Source organism: Formosa sp. A9 (assembly GCF_051200825.1).
Lineage (GTDB): Bacteria > Bacteroidota > Bacteroidia > Flavobacteriales > Flavobacteriaceae > Formosa.
This window is the reverse complement of record NZ_CP195158.1, coordinates 2,215,240-2,234,812: the sequence shown is the minus strand read 5'-3', so window position 1 is coordinate 2,234,812 and position 19,573 is coordinate 2,215,240. Positions and strand designations below refer to the sequence as shown.

Sequence of the window (19,573 nt, the reverse complement as noted above, 5' to 3'; positions counted from 1 at the left end):
AAAACATGAAAAATTCTGAACCTTTTTTCCTAAGATTTGATTTTTTCTACTCAAACATGGCTTTGATTTTGTCTTTAATCTCATCATCGCTAACCTTCAAAATCGTTTCTAGTAAATCAGTTGAAGTAGGCTTTGCATTAGGGTATGCGTGTTGTTCTAAAAACATACGCAAAGCCATGTTCAATCGTTCTTCGCCCAGTAATTCACTCAATTCAACAAAAACAATAGCACCTTTAGAATAGGAAATAAACGCATTGTTTTTTGTAGCTTTCAATAACGATAAGTTATCAGTAAAACCTTTTTCAGCATCATATATTTGTTTATGTATGGCCACACGTTCTAGCATTTTTGCCTTGCCGTACATGTTTTTATATAGCATCATTTCGGTATACATAGCCAAGCTTTCAGTCAGCATGGCATAACCTTCTCGGTAATCTGGATCAATCTGGTTGGTTCCCCACCAAAAATGCGCTACTTCATGCCCAGCCAATTCATTAATAACATCTTGATTATGGTTGCCCGCTAGGTTGGCATGAAACGTCATATGCTCTGTCATAAATATAACACCAGGATAAGCGGTGCCTGCAAAACCTTGTGTAAACGATGACACTTCGGCAAATTGAATAGACGAAAACGGATAAGGCCCAAAATATTTAGTACAATAATCTAATGACAGCTTCGTGTTCTCAATAAGGTGATCTACATTATTTTTATGCAATGGATGATATAAAACCTCAATAGAAACATCGTTGTGTTGTGTTTTTTTTACCTCATAAGCAGCTGATGAAACCGCAAACCTAAAAGGAATGGCGTCTGCTTTATACTCATAGTAATTTCTATTAGCGTCTTGCCACTGCGATTTTAACGCGCCAGTACCAACAGCAATTTGATTATTACCGGTTGAAATTTGCATGTCCAAAGAAATAAAGTCGTCTATATGAGTCTTTACTGCATCAAATGGTTTCATGGCAGTGGCTTCGCCCAAAGCATGTTGTTTTCTAATTGTCTTGTCTGAAATTTCCTGACTAGCATCATACCCAAATTGAGGATAATAACGACTTATTCGCATAAAAGAGCCATCCTTTACAATCGCATTAAAAGGATTATGACCATTTACAGCCTCCCATTTGTAAGCCAAATGAAAGGTGAGTTTTGCCGAGTCTTGGGCTTGTAATGCCTGTTTTAATGGTATTTCTGAAATAGCCCTGTCTAGCGTTATGGTATCATTTTTATAACTAAATAAAAGCGCTTGTATCTCAAAGTCTTCAGGCACATGTATTAGTACAGAATCTATAGCGTGCTTGTGCTGATTTACCAACCAATACGAGCCTTTTATCTGGTAAGCTTGGTCTTCAGGAAACAGATCTATTTCAGTATTAACTTTTTTTATGGTTGGCTGCGGAAGGTTTTGGTATGCTCTATAATGCTTTTCGTAAGCAACGCGCGCTAATATGTCAGCGTCTTTATCTTTGGAAACATAACCATCTAAAAACAAATAGCCACTCACCATACCTATACATACACAACTAACCATAGCAATAATCAAGCGGTGTTTTTTAACTTTAGTTTTTATCAAACCGTATAAAGCACTTACAAGTCCTACAAGAGCAAACCCAAAAATCAGTCTGTAAATAAACGGCATTACATAAGTACTGTAACCTATAAAATCGCTATAAGCACCTTTGTAACCAGATAAAAAACGAAACAACGGATTCGTAATCATGTTTTTTGAAATAGGTGTCACAAACAATAAGAATAACAAGATAGATATACCCAATGCCACCGATTTACTCTTACTTATATTATTAATAAATAGCAGCAGTAACGCAAAGAGTGTAAGTGGCAACGTATTAAAAACAAACACACCAAAATATGCTTTCAAATCAATAAAAGGGTATTTAAAAACAAGCTGAAAGATAATTGCTTCCAAGAGCATTAAACCCGTAAGAAACATGATTAAAAGCACCATGCTTATAGCGTGTCCTAATAGCCGCTCTTTGGCATAATAAGTCGTATTTTGAATGATTGAAAATCCACTAGCATTGGCACGCCAAAACACATCGTTTGTAAAGTAAACCACAACAAGTGCACCTATAAAATAAAATGTTTCATTAATGGTTTTAGCCAGTAAGCCAGAGCTAGCATACTGTTGCGGCAACCTAATGCCCATATCTATATCGCCATACATTTCTACACCTACATAAAATAACAGTAAAGCAGAAACCGAAATAAGCGGAATACTTTTAAACAAATAAATAAAATCGATTTTCACAAAAGAGCGCAGTGCATGTTGTTTTGTTTTTGAAGTGAACAACGTGCTTACTTTCGCAAACGGAACATCTAGTAGATTGGTTTTTTTAGGCATTGTTTCAGCCTGTTTTTTTGTTGACTTTTGTTTGAAAACTGGCAGAAATGAGAACGCATTAATGCCTAATTTCATAATGAATAAAGACAGTAGCACAACACCCAAACGGTTTATCAGTAGTATGTTACTAAACGACACGATGTTGTGGTTTCTTTCAAAAACACTAAAGTCCTTGGCATCATAAAAATAAGCCGACAATCCAAAAATATCAGTTATAGCAGATACTTTTTGAGCAAATAAAGATTGCGGTAACGATTGTGCCATAAACGGCGCGTTTGAAAACATGAGCACTATCATATAGGTGATGTATAACATCAATCCTGCAATAGCGACCAATAGTTTATTCTGAAATTTTTTAGCAAAGAAAAACAGGATGCTGCATACCAATAAGCTGTTTACCACACCAAAAATCAAATAAGGATATACATAATGCCACAGATGAAAGTCTGCAAGCATTTCAGAATCTGTTTGCACATGTAACCCAATAACATACCCAAGCATTACAATAAAAAAACTGAATGCAGTAAGTACAAAGAAGGATAAAAAGCGTGCTAATGCAAAGTCGCGTTTTTTTATAGGTGTGGTAAAAACAATTAAATCAAAGTTAGTTTCACGTTCTTTAAACAATCCAGAAAAGGCTAGTAGGGTAGCTATCAAAATAATAAGTAAGCTCAACAAACCAGTCATAAACCCAACAGTGTAGGGCGCATTGGCTGCAATGCCATCGCCTACATTAATATGAAACTTATAGCCTGTAAAAAAACCAAGCACCAAATACGCCAACAAAGCAAATTGTGTTGCTATGTGTTTTAGCGCGCTATATATATCGTTTAGTAAAACCGTTTTCATGTTGTGCTGTTTAAATATGTGAAATAAGCGTGCTCTAAATTTGGAGTTACAGCTTTAAACCCAGTTGGGCAAGCATCGGCATACACGGTTACATGCATGACCTTTTCAATAAATTGCTTACTGATGATGTTGTGGTTTGGTTCAAGATGAAGTAGCTCGTTTTTGGTTGTTGCTTTTTGCCATATTTTCCCTTGTAAGGCTTCAATAAATTTATTTGGGCTACCTTTTGCCACAATAGCGCCTTGTTTTATAATCGCTATATCCGAACATAGATTTCGTACATCTTCTACCAAGTGCGTCGATAATAAAATGATAATATCTTCGCCTATTTCGCTCAACAGCGCATTAAATCTATTACGTTCTTCAGGATCTAAACCTGCTGTAGGTTCGTCTACAATCACAATTTTAGGATCTCCCAATAACGCTTGAGCTACGCCAAAACGTTGTTTCATACCACCAGAAAACGTATGTACTTCTTTGTTTTTGGCGTCAACTAAATTCACTTTATCCAGAAGATTCATAATCTGATCGTGGCGCTCTTTCTTGTTGTGAATACCTTTTAGTTTAGCCAAATGTTGTAGTAAATTATAAGCCGAAACTTTAGGGTAAACACCAAAATACTGTGGTAAAAAACCTAGCTGTTTTTGTATTTCTAATGGGTTTTTTACAATATCTGTATCGTTAAAACTAATGTGTCCTTCGTTTGGTTTTTGTAAGCCTACAATGGTTTTCATAAGCGAAGATTTTCCTGCGCCATTAGGCCCAAGTAAGCCAAAAACACCGTTTGTTATGTTTAAATTTATGGCATTAAGTGCCTGGTGTCCGTTGTTATACACAAGGGACACATTGTTGATATTCAATGTATTCATAAGATAATATTTAAGAGAGTGCTAGTCTACATAGTCTATAATGTCTCCAGGTTTACAGTCTAAGGCTTTGCATATTTTTTCTAGAGTTTCAAAGCGAATGCCTTTGGCTTTTCCATTTTTTAGTATCGATAAATTTGCAGGTGTAATGCCAACTTCTTTAACCAATTCTTTACTCTTCATTTTTCGTTTGGCAAGCATGACGTCTATATTTATTACAATGGGCATAGTTTAAATGTATAAGTCTTGTTCGTTTTGTAAATGCAATCCTTGGTTAAATATTTCTGACATAAAAAACACAAAAACACCTAAAACAAGATGCAGGATAATTATTAGAAACATTTCGTGTTCTATGGGCATAAAAAACGAAGTGAATATGGTGAGTATAGTTGGTAGAAATATATTGACAAGATAAAACCGTCGTAAATGCACAATATTTTCGGCGGTAAATAATTTGTCTTGGTAAAATACCTTAAAGACATTAGATAGTAGCCAAAAAAACAAACCATACCCTAAAACAGGAATTAAAAACGAAAAGATTAAATACGTTATGTTGCTGTCTAAAATTAAAAAAGACGCTTCTGTAAAAGGGTAGGTGATAATTGTTTGCTTATCGTTTATAAGCAAATGGGTGTTTGTTACCCAGCTGAATAACCCATAAACACCAGTAATTAAATACAAACCGCCCAATAGCCTTGAGATGTAGTATAAAACTTTGGAAATAATAATTGATTTTTGCATAAAATAAAAAGTAATTTGTTACTGCAAATATATAAAAATATATCGTTTTACGATAAATTATTGTTTTTTTTAAGTAATCAGAATCATATAAGTTGATTAGTTTCTTACATTTTAGTTTTATATTTAGAGGAATAAAAAAACTGTTTTTGTAGAAAAACAGGGTAGTAAAAAAGAATAGTGAAAACATTCCAGTTTAAACCATACACATACAATTACAACAACAAATTAACCTGAAGCATTTAGTGATGATGTTTTGGCTATTTCCATACTGATTCATCTCTAATTATTTGGGTATTCTTTTAATGTGAAAAAATAATATTATGCAATCTAACGTAGGATTAATTATAGAAGAAAAGGCAGCCAATATTGGTAATTTTATAGTAGGACGGCTACTCCCGTTTCGGCAAAAAAGAGCAGTCGGGCCATTTTTATTTATAGATCACATGGGGCCTGCATGTTTAAAAGAGCATCAAAATTTAGATGTTCCGCCACATCCGCACATCGGGCTTTCAACATTAACCTATCTTTTTGATGGAGCAATTTTTCATAGAGACAGTCTGGGCAATGCCATAGAAATTAAACCGGGAGCGGTTAATTGGATGACTGCTGGAAAAGGCGTTGTACATTCCGAAAGAACACCTGAATATTTACGACAAAACGATAAGTATTTACACGGACTTCAGCTTTGGATTGGTCTGCCAAAACATCTGGAGCAAAGTGAACCTTCCTTTTTCCATATCGATAAAAAAGATATTCCAACTTGGGAAGAACATGGTATTTCGTATAAACTTATTGCAGGCGAAATTCAAGGAAAAAAATCACCAGTTCCAGTGCATAGCCCTTTATATTTTATAGAGATAAAAACAGAAACCACACAGAAGGTAACTATTGGCGATAAGCTTTTTGGTGAAGTAGGTATGTATGTTTTAAACGGGACGGTAAATATTGAAAATAACAACTACGGAAGCAAACAATTATTGGTAGCTAAAAATGCTTCGCTTTGTGAATTTGAAACCAATGGCGAAACAACACTATATCTTTTTGGTGGCGAGGCTTTCGATGAAGAGCGTTTTATGTTTTGGAATTTTGTGAGTTCAGATAAGTCCCTATTGGAACAAGCTAAGGAGAATTGGAAAAACCAGAATTTAAAAGCATTTCCAAAAATCCCTAACGACGATAAAGAATTTGTGCCATTACCAGAGCCTAAAAATTTTAAAAACAAATAATATATTTTAGTTTTATAGTTAACAACTAAATAAAACTAAACAAAACCATTTTCGGAAAAACCGAATATAGTCTGCATTTATCAGCTTATGATTTTCTTACAGAAAATCCTAGCAATCAAATTTGTAACTTTTCATACACAAATCCACTATACAACATCTAAAACGACATTGAGAGAAATAGTTTCAACTGCATGGTTAAATCAAAATTTAAGTAAACCCAACTTAATTATACTGGACGCTAGCTTAAAAGCTAGTGCTGAAGGAAAAGCGTTTGAAAAATTTAACAAAACGATTCCTAACGCAAGAATTTTCGATTTAAAAAATGTGTTTGTTAACAAAACAAGTCCCTTTCCGAATACTATTCCAGAACCGGAAATATTTGAAACAGCTTGTAGACAACTTGGTATTAACCAAGATTCCGAAATTGTTGTTTTCGACAATAATGGAATTTTTTCGAGCCCTAGAGTTTGGTGGTTATTTACGGTTATGGGGCACGACAATATAGCCGTGTTAAATGGCGGACTTCCCAACTGGATTAAAAAGGGATTCAGAACCGAAAATAAACATATTCAGACTTTTAATGCTGGAAATTTTAAAGCGAATTTCAATAAGTCATTGTTTATTGATTTTGAACACGTTTTAAGTAATATTAAAGAGCAAAAGTTTACTCTAATAGATGCCAGATCGGAAAGTAGATTTAACGGAATTGCGCAAGAACCTAGAAAACATTTAAAAAGCGGTAACATTGAAAATTCAATCAATATACCTTATCAAGAGGTTTTAAAAGACGGAAAATATAAATCTAAAAGTGAATTATACGCACTTTTTGATGAAAAGGTTAAAGATGAGAATGAATTGGTTTTTAGCTGTGGTTCGGGAATGACAGCTTGTATTGTCTTGTTGGCTTGCCAGATCGGATATAAAAGCTTTTTAAAACTCTATGACGGTTCCTGGACCGAATGGGCCGAACGAAATAAATTATTAAATGATGTTTAGCAAATACATCTGAAAAGTAAGTGTGGAAACAAATTAAAAAGCATTTTAAGACATTACCGACCGCAATATTTTTCGAACGTCCATTGAGTCCTGTTGTTTAATTAAAAAGGGCTCTAATGCTTCAGGATTACAAATCTGTTCTGTATTATCTACAAATCCATACCCTAAGTACATGCCTTGTTGTATTAAAATAAAACTTGTTTCCTGGGGTGTTCGTCCTGTGTCTTTAATTACGATATCTTCCAGACCTTGTTTCATATGATTAATAGCTTCTTGCACTCTGGAATTATAATCTGTAACCAATTCTTCTCCTTTACAAACACCTTTACAATTTGTTAAACTGTAATGCGAACAAGCGCCGGAAATCTCTTGTAAATGACAAAACTTAGCGCATAAATTAAACTGTTTACAAATTTGTTCTAAATAGCTGCGGCATTCCCTAATACTTGTAAAAGTTTGTATGGGCTGTGGCATGCCTTTGGTACTGTTAAATGCTAAATGGTTTATGCCTTGGCGGTCTAGGTAAGAAAAAATGCCAAAGGTTTTAGGGCGTCGTTTTGCTAGTAAATTATATTCTGGAAAATGATGCTTTATAGCTGCATCTTCCATAAGAAGAGCAATGGTTTCGTTGCCAGAGAGTTCAAAATCGATATGGGCGGTATTGCGGCATAGTTCCAATTCTTTAGCCGATTTATTGTAAAAATGTCCTAATACACGCTTTTGTAAATCTTTGGCTTTTCCTATATAAATAATCTTCCCTTTTTTGTCTTTAAAATAATAAATACCTGGTTTGTTCGGGATGTTTTCAAAAACACTGCTCGACAAATGCGGTGGCAAAGTCGCTTCTTTAGAGCTTGGTTTTAAAAAGTCTTTAAAAACCGTTTCGGCGTCGTCTTGTGCTAATAATAAATCGAATAAAATAGCTGTAGCATCGGCATCACCTTTAGCACGGTGTCTGTCAGAAATTGGTATTTCTAAACTCCTACATAGCTTGCCCAAACTATAGGAACTGTGGCCTGGTAATAACTTTCGGGACAAACGAATGGTGCATAATTTTTTACGTCGGAAATCTAAGTTCAGAACTTTAAAACTATTGCGAATGATATTGTAATCGAAATTGACATTGTGGGCTACAAATACGGTGTCTTTAGTAAATTCCAAAACTGTTGGTGCAATGGTTTCAAATGTCGGGGCATCTGCCACCATAGCATTATCGATACCAGTTAAGGCGGTAATATAATCTGGAATATAAGCTTCAGGATTTACAAGAGTACTGTAACTATCGATTACCTGAGTGCCATCGTGTTTTAAAATGGCGATTTCGGTAATCTTGTTACCTGCGCCTGTAGTTTCTATATCTATTATACTATACATCATTACATTAATCGTTCTAAAGCTTTTAATTCTACACCAAGTGCTGTAAACATCTGGATGATACTGCTAATTTTTAGTTCCTGCTCGTCATATTCTTGAGTGTTGATGCTACAGGTGAATTCCCAAAGTTCCAACACCTCATCAATCACGACATCATAAGGTTCGTAAGCGCTGTTATCCGATACTAAACGCAAGGTGTTGTTGGTTTCAATATGATTGTACACACGCTTGTATACCATGCCTTCATGTTTAGTTATGAGTACATAGGTGCGCCCGCTAACAATATCTAATCGATTTTCTACAAAACGCCCAATTACATAAGCGCCGGATTTCATAGGCAGCATGGAGTCGCCTTTAATTGGGAAGGCGCGATGTTTACCTGTTGGCAAAAAGGGTAACTTAATTTTCTGTAATTGCTCGATATATTCGGGATCGTCGTAACCAGCCAAATACCCAGCACTGGCTTTTACAGGTACCACTTCAATCAAATCTTCATTATCGCTATCCACAGTTATTGGAAATAATACCCGCTGATTTGCCACTTCTATAAACGAGGCATCGTGCCCTTTGGTTAAATCGTTTCGCAACAAAATATCTATCGGTAATTTAAAATAATCGGATACGGCGATTAAAAACTCAATAGTTGGAGCAGAGCGACCTTCTTCATACGAGCTAATCCGCGAACGCGTCACTTTTAAATCGTTAGCAAGCACTTCCTGAGTTAAACGCTTTAACTGGCGTAAGTGTTTTAGGTTTTTAGAAATCATATTCATAACAAATGGCTTACTGCAAAAGATGTGTTTTGGGTGTTGAAATATCGATTGCTACAAATATAATCATTTAATGATTTTAAATGTAGCAGTGATGAAAAATAAATTTTGATGATGCAGAATTTCTAAATTGAGAAACTTAAATTGTAAAGGGATTTAATAACTTTTTAAGGAAATGTTGGAGTATAATCTAAAAAGTGTAGTTTAGTAACATTAATAATCAAATAACGCTTTTGCCTTACGACATTGAATACACGCAAGGAAACAATAACATATGAAGTTAAAATTACTATTATTTATCAATCTATTTCTGATTGTTAAAATAAATGCCCAACAACAAATTTCGAACTTTACTTATGAAAGTATTAGTCCAGTATTGCCCGATGGTCTTTTAGAATTTAATAATTTAATTTTTTTTAATGCATCTACAGATGGTTTTGGTCAAGAGGTTTGGAAGAGCGACGGAACGAATTCAAATACAGTTTTAGTTGATGATATAAATTCTGGAAATGAAAACGGGGCTACATATCCGTTGAATTTAAGCTCAGCAGTACTGAATAATGAATTATACTTTATAGCAACCGATGGAAGTTCGTCTGGAGAAATATGGAAAACAGATGGAATAAATTCTGAAGCATCACAAATAACCAAATTTTTAAATGGTAAAGTAACAAAACTCACTACTGTGGGCAATTTCATTTTCTTCCTTTTAAGTATAGATAATACTCTGCAAGTTTGGAAGACTGATGGAACTACAGAAGGAACAGTTTTAGTTAAAGATGGATTGTCAATTTGGAACACGCCCACGTTTCAAGGAAAATGTAATGATAATTTTATATTTACGTTTCAGGCTTACGGATCGAATAAATCTAAGGTATGGAGTAGTGACGGAACTTCAATAGGTACATTTCCAATAACGGACGAAATTGATGGTAATGGTTCTGGGCCTGGTGGCACTTCTGCATTGTCTCAATATATAGAGTTCAATAATAAGTTATACTTTGTTAGTAGAAATTATTTATACGAAACGGATGGAACTTCAGAAAATACTAAAATAGTTACTAGCTTATGGAATGCGCAAAATAATTTGGTAGCCTATAGTGATGTTATTGAGGCAAATAATAAATTATACTTTCAGTTTTTCTCTGTTGATAATTACCAATTATCGATTTGGGAGTCAGATGGCACATCGGCTAACACCAATGAAATATATACTAAAAATAGTAGTCAATATTTTTTTCCATCAAATCTTTCTGAGGCAGATAATTTATTGATTTTCTGTAGTTCGAATGATACTGGGGGCACAGTGCTTTGCTCATTAAATTTAGATGATAATGTAACCAGAAACTTAATCGAATTATCTAATAACGCACTAGAACCCTTTATGTTTATTAATGATTTCTATGCGTGTAAAATTCACAAAATTGTAGGTGATGAGTTTTTTATTTCTGCATTTCAAGACAATTCTTTTGCAAGAAAAGGTTGGATATCGAATGTTTCAAAAAACACAACCGATCATGTAAGTGCACTTGACAATATAGCCATTGCGATTAGTTATAACCAAATATTATATTATTTAAAAGACTATCAATTATGGAAATATACAAATAGTCTTAATACCGAATCGGTAGAAGTAAAATCATCATTATCTATCTATCCAAATCCATCTTCCGATTTTATAAAATTTAAAACCAGCCATAGGATCGAAAACATTTCTATTTTTGATTTATCAGGTAGAATGATTATTAATACCGCTCAATATCAAAATAACCAAGTAGATATTTCTCAATTAAGTCTAGGTACTTATTTAATCAAATTTCAATTAAATGGAGGCTCGATTACTAAAAAAATAATAAAAAAATAGAGCAGTTACGAGATTTTAAAACTATAGACTTTGAGTGTTTAATGGTTTAGTTACGTTTTTAAAATTGTACTTTTGGCACTTTAAAAATTAAAATTAATTATGTCTAAAGTTGTTTTAATTACGGGAGGATCTTCAGGAATAGGTAAATCTATTGGTGAGTTTTTAAAAGAAAAAGGATACATTGTTTACGGAACAAGTCGTTCGCCAGAGCGATACAGCAAGAGTAAGTTTCCTATTTTAAAATTAGATGTAAGAGATCCTTTAACGGTAAGCGCGTGCGTGCAACTGTTATTGAAAGCCGAGGGCAGGATAGATGTACTGATTAACAATGCTGGAGTGGGAATAACTGGGCCGATTGAAGAAATTCCAACGGCAGAAATTAAAAGCCATTTCGATACTAATTTTTTTGGTCCTTTAGAGGTTATTAAAGCTGTTTTGCCTGCCATGCGAGCGCAGCAATCGGGTTTAATTATCAATATCACTTCTATAGCGGGCTATATGGGCTTGCCATATCGAGGTATTTACAGCGCAAGTAAAGGCGCATTAGAATTACTTACCGAAGCTTATCGCATAGAGCTGAAAGATTTTAATATAAAAATGACTAATGTTGCTCCTGGTGATTTTGCAACCAATATAGCGTCAGGACGTTTTCATGCACCTGTTACAAACGAATCGCCTTATAAAATACCTTACGGAAATACGTTAAAACTTATGGATGAGCATGTAGACTCTGGGAAAGATCCGTTGGTAATGGCTAAAGCTATTTATAAAATTATAAACACAAAATCGCCTAAAATTCATTATAAGGTAGGGGAGTTTATGCAGAAATTCTCTATAGTTTTAAAACATGTGTTGCCAGACCGTGTTTACGAAAAATTAATAATAAACCATTATAAATTATAAAACGTAAACGTTTTCGTAAATAAACTTATAAATCTTATAAAAAACAGTTTAAAAGCGGTCTTAAAATTGTAAATTAGCACTATATTTTTACAACTAAAATAAACTAAGAATAATGAAATTTTTTATCGACACAGCAAATTTAGCTCAAATAAAAGAAGCTCAAGAGTTAGGTGTATTAGATGGTGTAACCACAAACCCTTCATTAATGGCCAAAGAAGGTATTACAGGACATGATAATATTTTAAAGCATTATGTAGATATCTGTAATATAGTTGATGGAGATGTTAGCGCCGAGGTTATTGCTACAGATTTTGAAGGTATGGTTAGAGAAGGTGAGGCTTTGGCAGAACTACACGAACAAATAGTTGTAAAATTGCCAATGATTAAAGATGGAGTTAAGGCTTGTAAATATTTTTCGGAAAAAGGTGTCAGAACCAATGTTACCTTAGTGTTTTCTCCAGGACAAGCATTGTTAGCTGCTAAAGCAGGGGCAACTTATGTGTCTCCGTTTATTGGTCGTTTAGATGATATCTCTACAGATGGTTTAAACTTGATTTCTGAAATTCGTCATATTTATGATAATTATGCGTTCGAAACTCAAATTCTAGCAGCTTCTGTACGTCATACAATGCACGTTATCGATTGTGCTAAACTAGGTGCCGATGTTATGACAGGGCCTTTAAGTTCTATTGAAGGTTTATTAAAACACCCACTTACTGATATTGGTTTGGCTAAATTTTTAGAAGATTATAAAAAAGGAAACTAATTTTTCTTTTCATTACATAAAAAAATCCTCAACGCGAATTGAGGATTTTTTTATGGATTCATAAATTTTGGTTACTGAAATCAATTTTTAGTTTGTACTTCCGTTTAAAAATTTAGGCTTCATTATTAACATGGCCCATGCCCAATTTTGTGCGCTTGCCGCATCGTCTTCAGGAACACCTTTAAGTTCGTACATGCCATCTCTGGCAAACATTTGCGAATAGCCTAATTTTAACCCAAATCCTTTAAACGATTTAGAATATACCAGATCTAATTCTGTACCAAGGGATTTTTCGCCACTAGGTAAATCTTGTTCGCCGCTAAAATTAAGAACTTTAACAAATAGAGAAGAGCTATCGTTTAATTTGAAATTTGCGCTTACATGTACATCAACTAAACCAATAGAGTTGGCGTGGTTACCTACATAAAAATAATCCATAAATCCGTTAAATTTATGATTGGTTCCGTAAAGTGGGAAAAAAGCTCTGGTTTCGCCTGCGTCGGCATCATTACCACTAATAACTTCTATACCAGCGCCTAAACCAATACCGTCGGATATTTTAAAACTGGCATCAAGACCTAATAAAAATGCGCCTTTTACGGCTAGTTTGTTTACGCGGTCTCCCGTTTGAAAAAAAGCATTTCCTGTAAGGCCAAATTTCCCAGGCGTAAATTCTAAGTGCGTACCAATAGTTTGAAGACTGCTGGTACCAAAACCGTTATAAATACGCGCTCCGTTTTCGGTTTCGAAGTTCTGAAATATATTGTTTAAAGCTAATAGACTTGCTTTAAAAGTGCTCCATTCTTTCTTTAAATACACGTACTGCATGGCTTTATAGGTAAAGAATCCAGGGTCTTCGGTGTATTCGTTACCAGTATTTACAAATCCGCTAACATTGCCAGGAATATCATCGAAATCCTGATTGAAAGCGAGTCCGAGATCTAACATAAACGATTCGTTTTTAAATTGTATTAAAGCCGCATCGTGATTTCTGCCTTGTTGTGCCCAGTCTAAGCCTCCCATAATCCTTTGGTCGTCGTAAGAAATAATTTGGCGTCCTAATTTGGTTGAAAATCCAGAGCCTAATTTAATGTTGGCCCATGCTTGAAATATTGCGAAAGAGTTATTGCTGTCTACAGGTTTTATTTGTCGGTTTTCACCCCAAGTTAAAACATCTTGAAAACTTAAATAAAAGGAATAGGTTTCTGTTTTGTAAGCGGCATTTAGTCGGGCTCGGGTGCTTATAGAATAACCAGGTTCTGCTTGGTCTGGCATAATGCTTCCAAACCCATGCCTGTACTCTGTTCGTGGTCTAAATTCGCCATCGAGGATAAATTGTGCGTGTGTATACTGTAATGCAGTAATAACAAGAAGTAAAAAGATAATTTGCTTTTTCATTTTTTTTGGATTGATTGGTGTAATTATTGGTTTTTAATGTTCTAAAAAGTCTATTAAATGTTTTCTGTACGCGTAGTAATTGTCGTGTTCTAAAACAGCCTTTCGGGTTCTTGGCCTTTCAAAATCTATATTTAATACATCGCCTATTTTGGCTTTAGGTCCGCTGGTCATCATTACCACGCGGTCTGCTAAGAAAATGGCTTCGTCTACATCGTGGGTTATCATAATAGCAGTAATTTTTTCTTTATTCCATATTTCTATTAGAATGTCTTGCAGTTCGCCACGGGTTAAAGAATCTAGCATGCCAAATGGCTCGTCTAGAAGTAAAACTTTAGGTTTTATAGCAAAAGCTCTGGCAATACCTACACGTTGTTGCATGCCCTGAGAGAGCGACACCGCTTTTTTATGAAACGCATCTTCTAATCCTACTTTTTGAAGATAATATTTGGCAATATCGTTGCGTTGTTTTTTGGTGGCATTAGGAAATACTTGGTTAACGCCTAATAGTACATTTTGAAGGGCTGTCATCCATGGCATTAAGCTTGGTGATTGAAAGATAACGCCTCTGTCTGGCCCTGGGCCTTTTATGCGATTACCTAATACGGAAATGCTTCCGCCAGAAATACTGTTTAATCCAGCAATCATTGATAGCATGGTGGTTTTTCCGCAGCCAGAGTGGCCAATTATGGTAACGAATTCTTCTTTTTTTATTTTCAGATTTAACCCTTCTAAAACGGTATAATCGCCTTTTGGTGTTGGATATACTTTTTTTAAATTGTTTAAATCCAGCATGATATTGTTTGATGGAAAAACAATGCCATTTTCTGTTAATGATGTAGCTGTGTTTATAGATGTAGTTGTCATAAATTCGAGTTTTAAAACTGAGAGATAAAGCTTTTGGGTTCTAAATTGGGTAGGATATATTCCTTTTTTGATGCCGATTTGCGTTTATCCCCAATATCCATTAAGTATTCAATAATGGCGTTTCGTGTATGTTTAAACTCAGGGTTATCGTTTAATTCGGTTTTGTCTCGTGGTCTTTCAATATTAATTTTAAATTCTGGACCGAGTGTGGCATTTGGACCAGGACATAACGGAATAATACGATCGGCCATGTAAATGCCTTCATCTACATCGTTTGTAATGAGTAGCGCCGTGCGTTTGTCTTGTCCCCAGATTTTTAAAATCTCGTCCTGAAGATTTCCTCTGGTAAGTGCATCTAGAGCACCTAAAGGCTCGTCCATAACAATCATTTCTGGTTTCATGGCTAAGGCTCTCGCTACCGCCACACGTTGTCGCATACCGCCCGAAAGCTCTTTAGGACGTTTGTTTAGGGCAGGAGTTAAATTTACCATAGCTACGTATTTAGAGACCATAGTGTTAATCTCTTGCTTTTTTAGCTTAGGAAAGGCTTCTTTAACAGCGATATAGATGTTTTGTCCTACGGTTAGCCACGGTAGCAATGAGTAATTTTGAAAAATAACCCCGCGCTCGTGACTTGTACCGGTAACTGGCTTTCCTTTAAATAAAATATCGCCTTTTGTAGGGGTAATTAACCCGTTGATTAAATTGACGAGAGTTGTTTTGCCACTACCTGTAAAACCAACTATTGCCACAAACTCACCTTCGTTTATAGAAAGATTGATGTTTGATAAGACATGAGATGCCGAAGCTCCTTTGCCATAAGTTTTGGATACATTATTAAGTTCTAAATAGGCCATGATTTTCTTTTGTTTTAATTAGCATTGAATGAAACTGAATTTTGAATAGTAAGCATGATGCGGTCCAGTAAAAAACCGATGATACCTATTACAAACATGGCTACAATAATTTTTGAATTGGAATCGTTAGCACCATTTTGAAATTCTTCCCAAACAAACGATCCTAGTCCCGGACTTTGCGCTAGAAGTTCTATAGCTATTAATACCATCCAGGCTACCGATAGGGTGATTTTTAATCCTGTAAATATTAATGGTAAGGACGATGGTAAAATAACTTTAAAGACTTTTTTAAACGGTCCCAATTTTAGTACTTTGGCAACGTTTATATAATCTTTATCTACAGTCGAAACGCCCATAGCAGTATTAACAAGTGTGGCCCACATAGAGCATAAACCAACACTAATAAAAGAGATGATAAACGAACTATCTTCGCTAGAATCTATAAGTATGGTTTTTACAATCATGAAAACCAATAAATACCAAACTACAGGAGAAACAGGCTTGAAAATTTGTATAAACCAGTTGAAAGCACTCTTTAAAGTTGGACTTAAACCGATTAAGATACCTGTTGGAACTGCAATAAAAAAAGCTAATAGAAAACCTGCAAAAACAGTTTTTAGGCTCATGATAATCTGATCTATAAACGATGGTCTTCCGGTGTAAGTAATCGGTGCTTCTCCGTTAGCTAGGCGCGTTGCGTTAATGTCGGCTGTTTTAGCCTTAAACGCGGCTTTGTCTGCAGCAATTCGGTTATGGTCTGTAATAAGGGATTTGTACGAATCCCAAACTTGACTAGGAGAAGGTAAGGTGTTTGGTTGACAACTAATATCTCCCGATGCAATACATTTACGAAGTTCATCGGCGGCTTCGGGACCCTGTGTTTCTAAGGCGTTTTCTATTTTAAAATTAGCTTCTCTATTGTATAGGGCTTTTGCGCCTAAATGCCATAATCCTATAAAAAGTAATATTGAAGCTATTGGAACTACAGTTTTTCTAAGCACTTTTAAATAATCTGGTTTTGTAAAGTTTCCTGTAAGCAGATCTTTAGCGCTACTTAAAAGACCTATTTCCATAAATCTGGAAACTTTTTCTAAAGCTATATTTTGTTTCATGACTTATGTGTTTTTAAATGAGTTATTGAATGGTTTCGTCTTTGTTACCTATGCTGAAGCTATTAATATATTCTATAGGCTTTTTGGCATCGTAAATAGTTCCATCTATAAAATCTGATGTTGCAGGTTTAAAGCCATCGGTTTGGGGAATGTCTGTTGCTGGAATATGGCCTTCTTCAACTAAAAGCGCAGCTGCTTTTTTCCAAATGTCTGGTCTGTAAATGTCTTTAATAGTTTCGGAATACCAATTAGCAGGTTTAGCTTCAGGTATTTGTCCCCATCTGCGCATTTGTGTTAAGAACCAAATACCATCAGAATAAAACGGATAGGTGGCGTTGTACTTGTAAAAAACATTGAAATCTGGCATATCACGCTTATCACCTTTTTCAAATTCAAAAGTTCCTGTCATAGAGTTGGCAATTACGGCTTCGTCTGCACCAACATATTGAGACATCGATAATATCTTAACGGCTTCGGCTCTATTGCTTGGTTCGTCTAACCATTGTCCAGCTCTAATTAAGGCTTTGGTTACGGCTATGGCAGTGTTTGGGTTGTCTTCTACAAATTTTTTGGTCATTACAAATACTTTTTCAGGGTTGTTTTTCCAGATATCGTAATTGGTAACTACAGGTACACCAATACCTTTAAATACAGCTTGTTGGTTCCAAGGTTCACCTACGCAGTAACCGTAAATTGTTCCAGCTTCTAAAGTGGCTGGCATTTGTGGAGGAGGGGTTACTGATAGTAAAACTTCGGCATCTATTTGGCCTTGAACATTATCTGCTGTATACATGCCAGGATTTATTCCTGCTGCAGCTAACCAATATCTGATTTCGTAATTGTGTGTAGATACAGGAAATACCATACCCATTTTAAAAGCTTTGCCTTCTTTTTTGTAAGACTCGATTACTGGTTTTAATGCATCTGCTTTAATGGGATGTATTGGTTTTCCGTCTGAGTCTGTCGGTACATTTGGTTTCATTTTGTCCCAAACATCGTTAGATACGGTTATACCGTTTCCGTTTAAATCCATTGAAAAAGGAGTAACCAATTCGGCCTGTCTTCCAAAGCCAGCTCCTGCGGCAATAGGTTGTCCTGCCAGCATATGGGAGCCATCTAATTGACCGTCTATAACGCGGTCTAGTACGTTTTTCCAATTAGATTGTGCTTCAACCGAAACAAATAGGCCTTCATCTTCAAAAAAGCCTTTTTCTTTTGCTATGGCTAAAGGCGCCATGTCTGTTAATTTTATGAAGCCAAAAGTTAATTGTGGTTTTTCGATAGCTAAGTGTTTTGAGGTGCTAGGGGTGGTGCTAACATGTTCGGCTAAAGCCTGTTGTTTTTCTTTGTTACCACAGGCTATTAATAAGATAGTAGCTGGTAGGATGAAAATGGTTTTTTTAAGTAGTGCTTTCATAATTTGATTATTTAATTAAGTATTAATACTTATTTTGTTCAAATATATAAGTACTTGTTGAAATGTGTTATGATGAATACCATATAAAAAGCACTTTTTAATACAGCATAAAAACTGATAAAACGCAGGTTTTTAATATAGTTTATTGACTTTCAGTTAATTGAATATTGTGATGTTGATTGCGTATTACGTATGTTTTTAAGAGAAATACGTAATATAGAATGAAAATGTAATGTTTAAATAGGGTAATACTTGGGACTAAGCTTTTGAGGGGGAGTGAGTTGAGCTTGATAATTGGTTTAACTATCTAAAAAGAAATTATGCTCGCTTATTTCATTCTTTAACCGTGTAATGTCTAGAATGCCTATTTTTTTACCGGAAGCTTTTATAATGTTTTCTTTTTTAAGCGAAGAAAATATTCTAATAACCTGTTCTTCTGAAGTTCCAGCGTAATCGGCATATTCTTTTCTGCTTAAAGGAAGATTTAAATATCCGTTTAGCGATCCGAATTTTCTGTTGATATAAAGTAGCATGTCGGCTAATCGCTCACGCACAGTCATTTGTGATAATGATTTTACTTTAGATTCGCTGCGGTTTAATTCGTTGGCGTAGAATAACATTAAATCGTAGGTAAAGCTTGGGGTTTTGTGAAGTATATCTTGAAGCACATGTTTAGAGAAATAACAAAGTGCGGTGTTTTCTAAAGCAATCGCACCGATAGTATAAAACTCCTCAGTGCCAAATCCGCGATGCCCTATAATTTCTCCTTCTTTAGCAAATCTAACAATCTGTTCTTTACCATTAATGCCTGTTCTAAAAACTTTAGCTTTTCCTTTTAGTATAAAATATAAGCCGTTAACGGGGGCGCCTTCAATAATAAATTGTTGCCCCTTTTTACAGTGTAAAGTGTTTTTGTTAATAGGAATATCTGTGCTGTTAAGGGCTTCTAAATTTCTTTTTATTAGGCAATTTGTGTTCAAACACGTATTACAAGCGCAATGTGTTTGTATGGTTTTATTAATTTTATATTGTGTATTTATTATAGACATACCCTGTAAGTATATAATATAAAAATACGTAATAATACTTAGTTTTGTGTGTTTAAGCTAAACTTTTGCTAAAATTTAATATTCATTCGATTTAAATGTGAATTTGTTAATTTAAAACACTTCTTATTTATGATTAGTTAATAATTAAGACAAAAA

The 19,573-nt window shown here is 34.9% G+C and carries 17 protein-coding genes; 5 read left to right on the top strand and 12 right to left on the bottom strand.

Translation table 11 applies throughout. The annotated features are described in order from the left end of the window. Positions 1-46: 46 nt before the first annotated feature. From ACR9EA_RS09935 to ACR9EA_RS09920, 4 genes are read right to left on the bottom strand one after another with little or no spacing between them, the layout of a single operon-like run. A complete protein-coding gene (locus tag ACR9EA_RS09935) occupies positions 47-3,214 on the bottom strand; it encodes a M1 family aminopeptidase (protein WP_435132296.1) in 3,168 nt (1,055 codons plus the stop codon). Then, positions 3,211-4,083 carry an ABC transporter ATP-binding protein gene (locus tag ACR9EA_RS09930; RefSeq protein ID WP_435132293.1) on the bottom strand — a complete coding sequence of 291 codons (873 nt, stop codon included), beginning with the start codon at positions 4,081-4,083 and terminating at the stop codon, positions 3,211-3,213. Before ACR9EA_RS09930 ends, ACR9EA_RS09935 begins: the two co-directional genes overlap by 4 nt. A 21-nt stretch (positions 4,084-4,104) precedes the next feature. After that, positions 4,105-4,308 carry a helix-turn-helix domain-containing protein gene (locus tag ACR9EA_RS09925; RefSeq protein WP_215929021.1) on the bottom strand — a complete coding sequence of 68 codons (204 nt, stop codon included), beginning with the start codon at positions 4,306-4,308 and terminating at the stop codon, positions 4,105-4,107. 3 nt (positions 4,309-4,311) lie between these two features. Continuing rightward, positions 4,312-4,821 carry a DUF2975 domain-containing protein gene (locus tag ACR9EA_RS09920; protein WP_435132289.1) on the bottom strand — a complete coding sequence of 170 codons (510 nt, stop codon included), beginning with the start codon at positions 4,819-4,821 and terminating at the stop codon, positions 4,312-4,314. A 320-nt stretch (positions 4,822-5,141) separates the two neighbouring features. On the opposite strand from ACR9EA_RS09920, the gene ACR9EA_RS09915 reads away from it, so the two are divergent. Both ACR9EA_RS09915 and ACR9EA_RS09910 read left to right on the top strand, forming a co-directional pair. Then, the gene (locus tag ACR9EA_RS09915) at positions 5,142-6,047 is read left to right on the top strand and encodes a pirin family protein (RefSeq protein WP_435132286.1); all 906 of its coding nucleotides are present in this window, start codon (positions 5,142-5,144) and stop codon (positions 6,045-6,047) included. Positions 6,048-6,215: 168 nt separating this feature from the next. Continuing rightward, positions 6,216-7,043: a sulfurtransferase gene (locus tag ACR9EA_RS09910; protein WP_435132283.1), complete on the top strand. Its 828-nt coding sequence runs from the start codon at positions 6,216-6,218 to the stop codon at positions 7,041-7,043. Positions 7,044-7,088: 45 nt separating this feature from the next. Here the strand turns inward: ACR9EA_RS09910 and ACR9EA_RS09905 are convergent, their stop codons facing one another. Both ACR9EA_RS09905 and ACR9EA_RS09900 read right to left on the bottom strand, forming a co-directional pair. Continuing rightward, positions 7,089-8,420: an exonuclease domain-containing protein gene (locus tag ACR9EA_RS09905; protein WP_435132281.1), complete on the bottom strand. Its 1,332-nt coding sequence runs from the start codon at positions 8,418-8,420 to the stop codon at positions 7,089-7,091. Further along, positions 8,420-9,190 carry an XRE family transcriptional regulator gene (locus ACR9EA_RS09900; protein ID WP_435132279.1) on the bottom strand — a complete coding sequence of 257 codons (771 nt, stop codon included), beginning with the start codon at positions 9,188-9,190 and terminating at the stop codon, positions 8,420-8,422. Before ACR9EA_RS09900 ends, ACR9EA_RS09905 begins: the two co-directional genes overlap by 1 nt. A gap of 373 nt (positions 9,191-9,563) precedes the next feature. Here ACR9EA_RS09900 and ACR9EA_RS09895 point away from each other — a divergent pair, with 373 nt between their 5' ends. The 3 genes from ACR9EA_RS09895 (at position 9,564) to fsa (ending at position 12,720) form a co-directional block, all read left to right on the top strand. Beyond that, entirely contained in the window at positions 9,564-11,051 is a 1,488-nt protein-coding gene (locus ACR9EA_RS09895) for a T9SS type A sorting domain-containing protein (RefSeq protein WP_435132276.1), read from the top strand. Positions 11,052-11,150: 99 nt separating this feature from the next. Then, entirely contained in the window at positions 11,151-11,954 is an 804-nt protein-coding gene (locus ACR9EA_RS09890) for an SDR family oxidoreductase (RefSeq protein WP_435132274.1), read from the top strand. A 112-nt stretch (positions 11,955-12,066) separates the two neighbouring features. After that, positions 12,067-12,720: a fructose-6-phosphate aldolase gene (gene fsa, locus ACR9EA_RS09885; protein WP_435132271.1), complete on the top strand. Its 654-nt coding sequence runs from the start codon at positions 12,067-12,069 to the stop codon at positions 12,718-12,720. An 87-nt stretch (positions 12,721-12,807) separates the two neighbouring features. Here fsa and ACR9EA_RS09880 read toward each other — a convergent pair whose 3' ends face one another. From ACR9EA_RS09880 to ACR9EA_RS09855, 6 genes are all read right to left on the bottom strand, one after another. Continuing rightward, positions 12,808-14,118 carry an alginate export family protein gene (locus tag ACR9EA_RS09880; RefSeq protein WP_435132268.1) on the bottom strand — a complete coding sequence of 437 codons (1,311 nt, stop codon included), beginning with the start codon at positions 14,116-14,118 and terminating at the stop codon, positions 12,808-12,810. 33 nt (positions 14,119-14,151) lie between these two features. Beyond that, positions 14,152-14,982, bottom strand: a complete 831-nt coding sequence (locus tag ACR9EA_RS09875) for an ABC transporter ATP-binding protein (RefSeq protein WP_435132265.1) — start codon at positions 14,980-14,982, stop codon at positions 14,152-14,154. Between the two features lie 11 nt (positions 14,983-14,993). Continuing rightward, positions 14,994-15,839, bottom strand: a complete 846-nt coding sequence (locus tag ACR9EA_RS09870; RefSeq protein WP_435132262.1) for an ABC transporter ATP-binding protein — start codon at positions 15,837-15,839, stop codon at positions 14,994-14,996. A gap of 14 nt (positions 15,840-15,853) precedes the next feature. After that, positions 15,854-16,951 carry an ABC transporter permease gene (locus tag ACR9EA_RS09865; RefSeq protein ID WP_435132259.1) on the bottom strand — a complete coding sequence of 366 codons (1,098 nt, stop codon included), beginning with the start codon at positions 16,949-16,951 and terminating at the stop codon, positions 15,854-15,856. Positions 16,952-16,973: 22 nt separating this feature from the next. Further along, entirely contained in the window at positions 16,974-18,368 is a 1,395-nt protein-coding gene (locus ACR9EA_RS09860) for a CmpA/NrtA family ABC transporter substrate-binding protein (RefSeq protein ID WP_435132256.1), read from the bottom strand. 299 nt (positions 18,369-18,667) lie between these two features. After that, complete coding sequence (locus tag ACR9EA_RS09855; RefSeq protein WP_435132254.1) at positions 18,668-19,417, bottom strand: Crp/Fnr family transcriptional regulator; 750 nt, start codon at positions 19,415-19,417, stop codon at positions 18,668-18,670. Positions 19,418-19,573 lie beyond the last annotated feature (156 nt).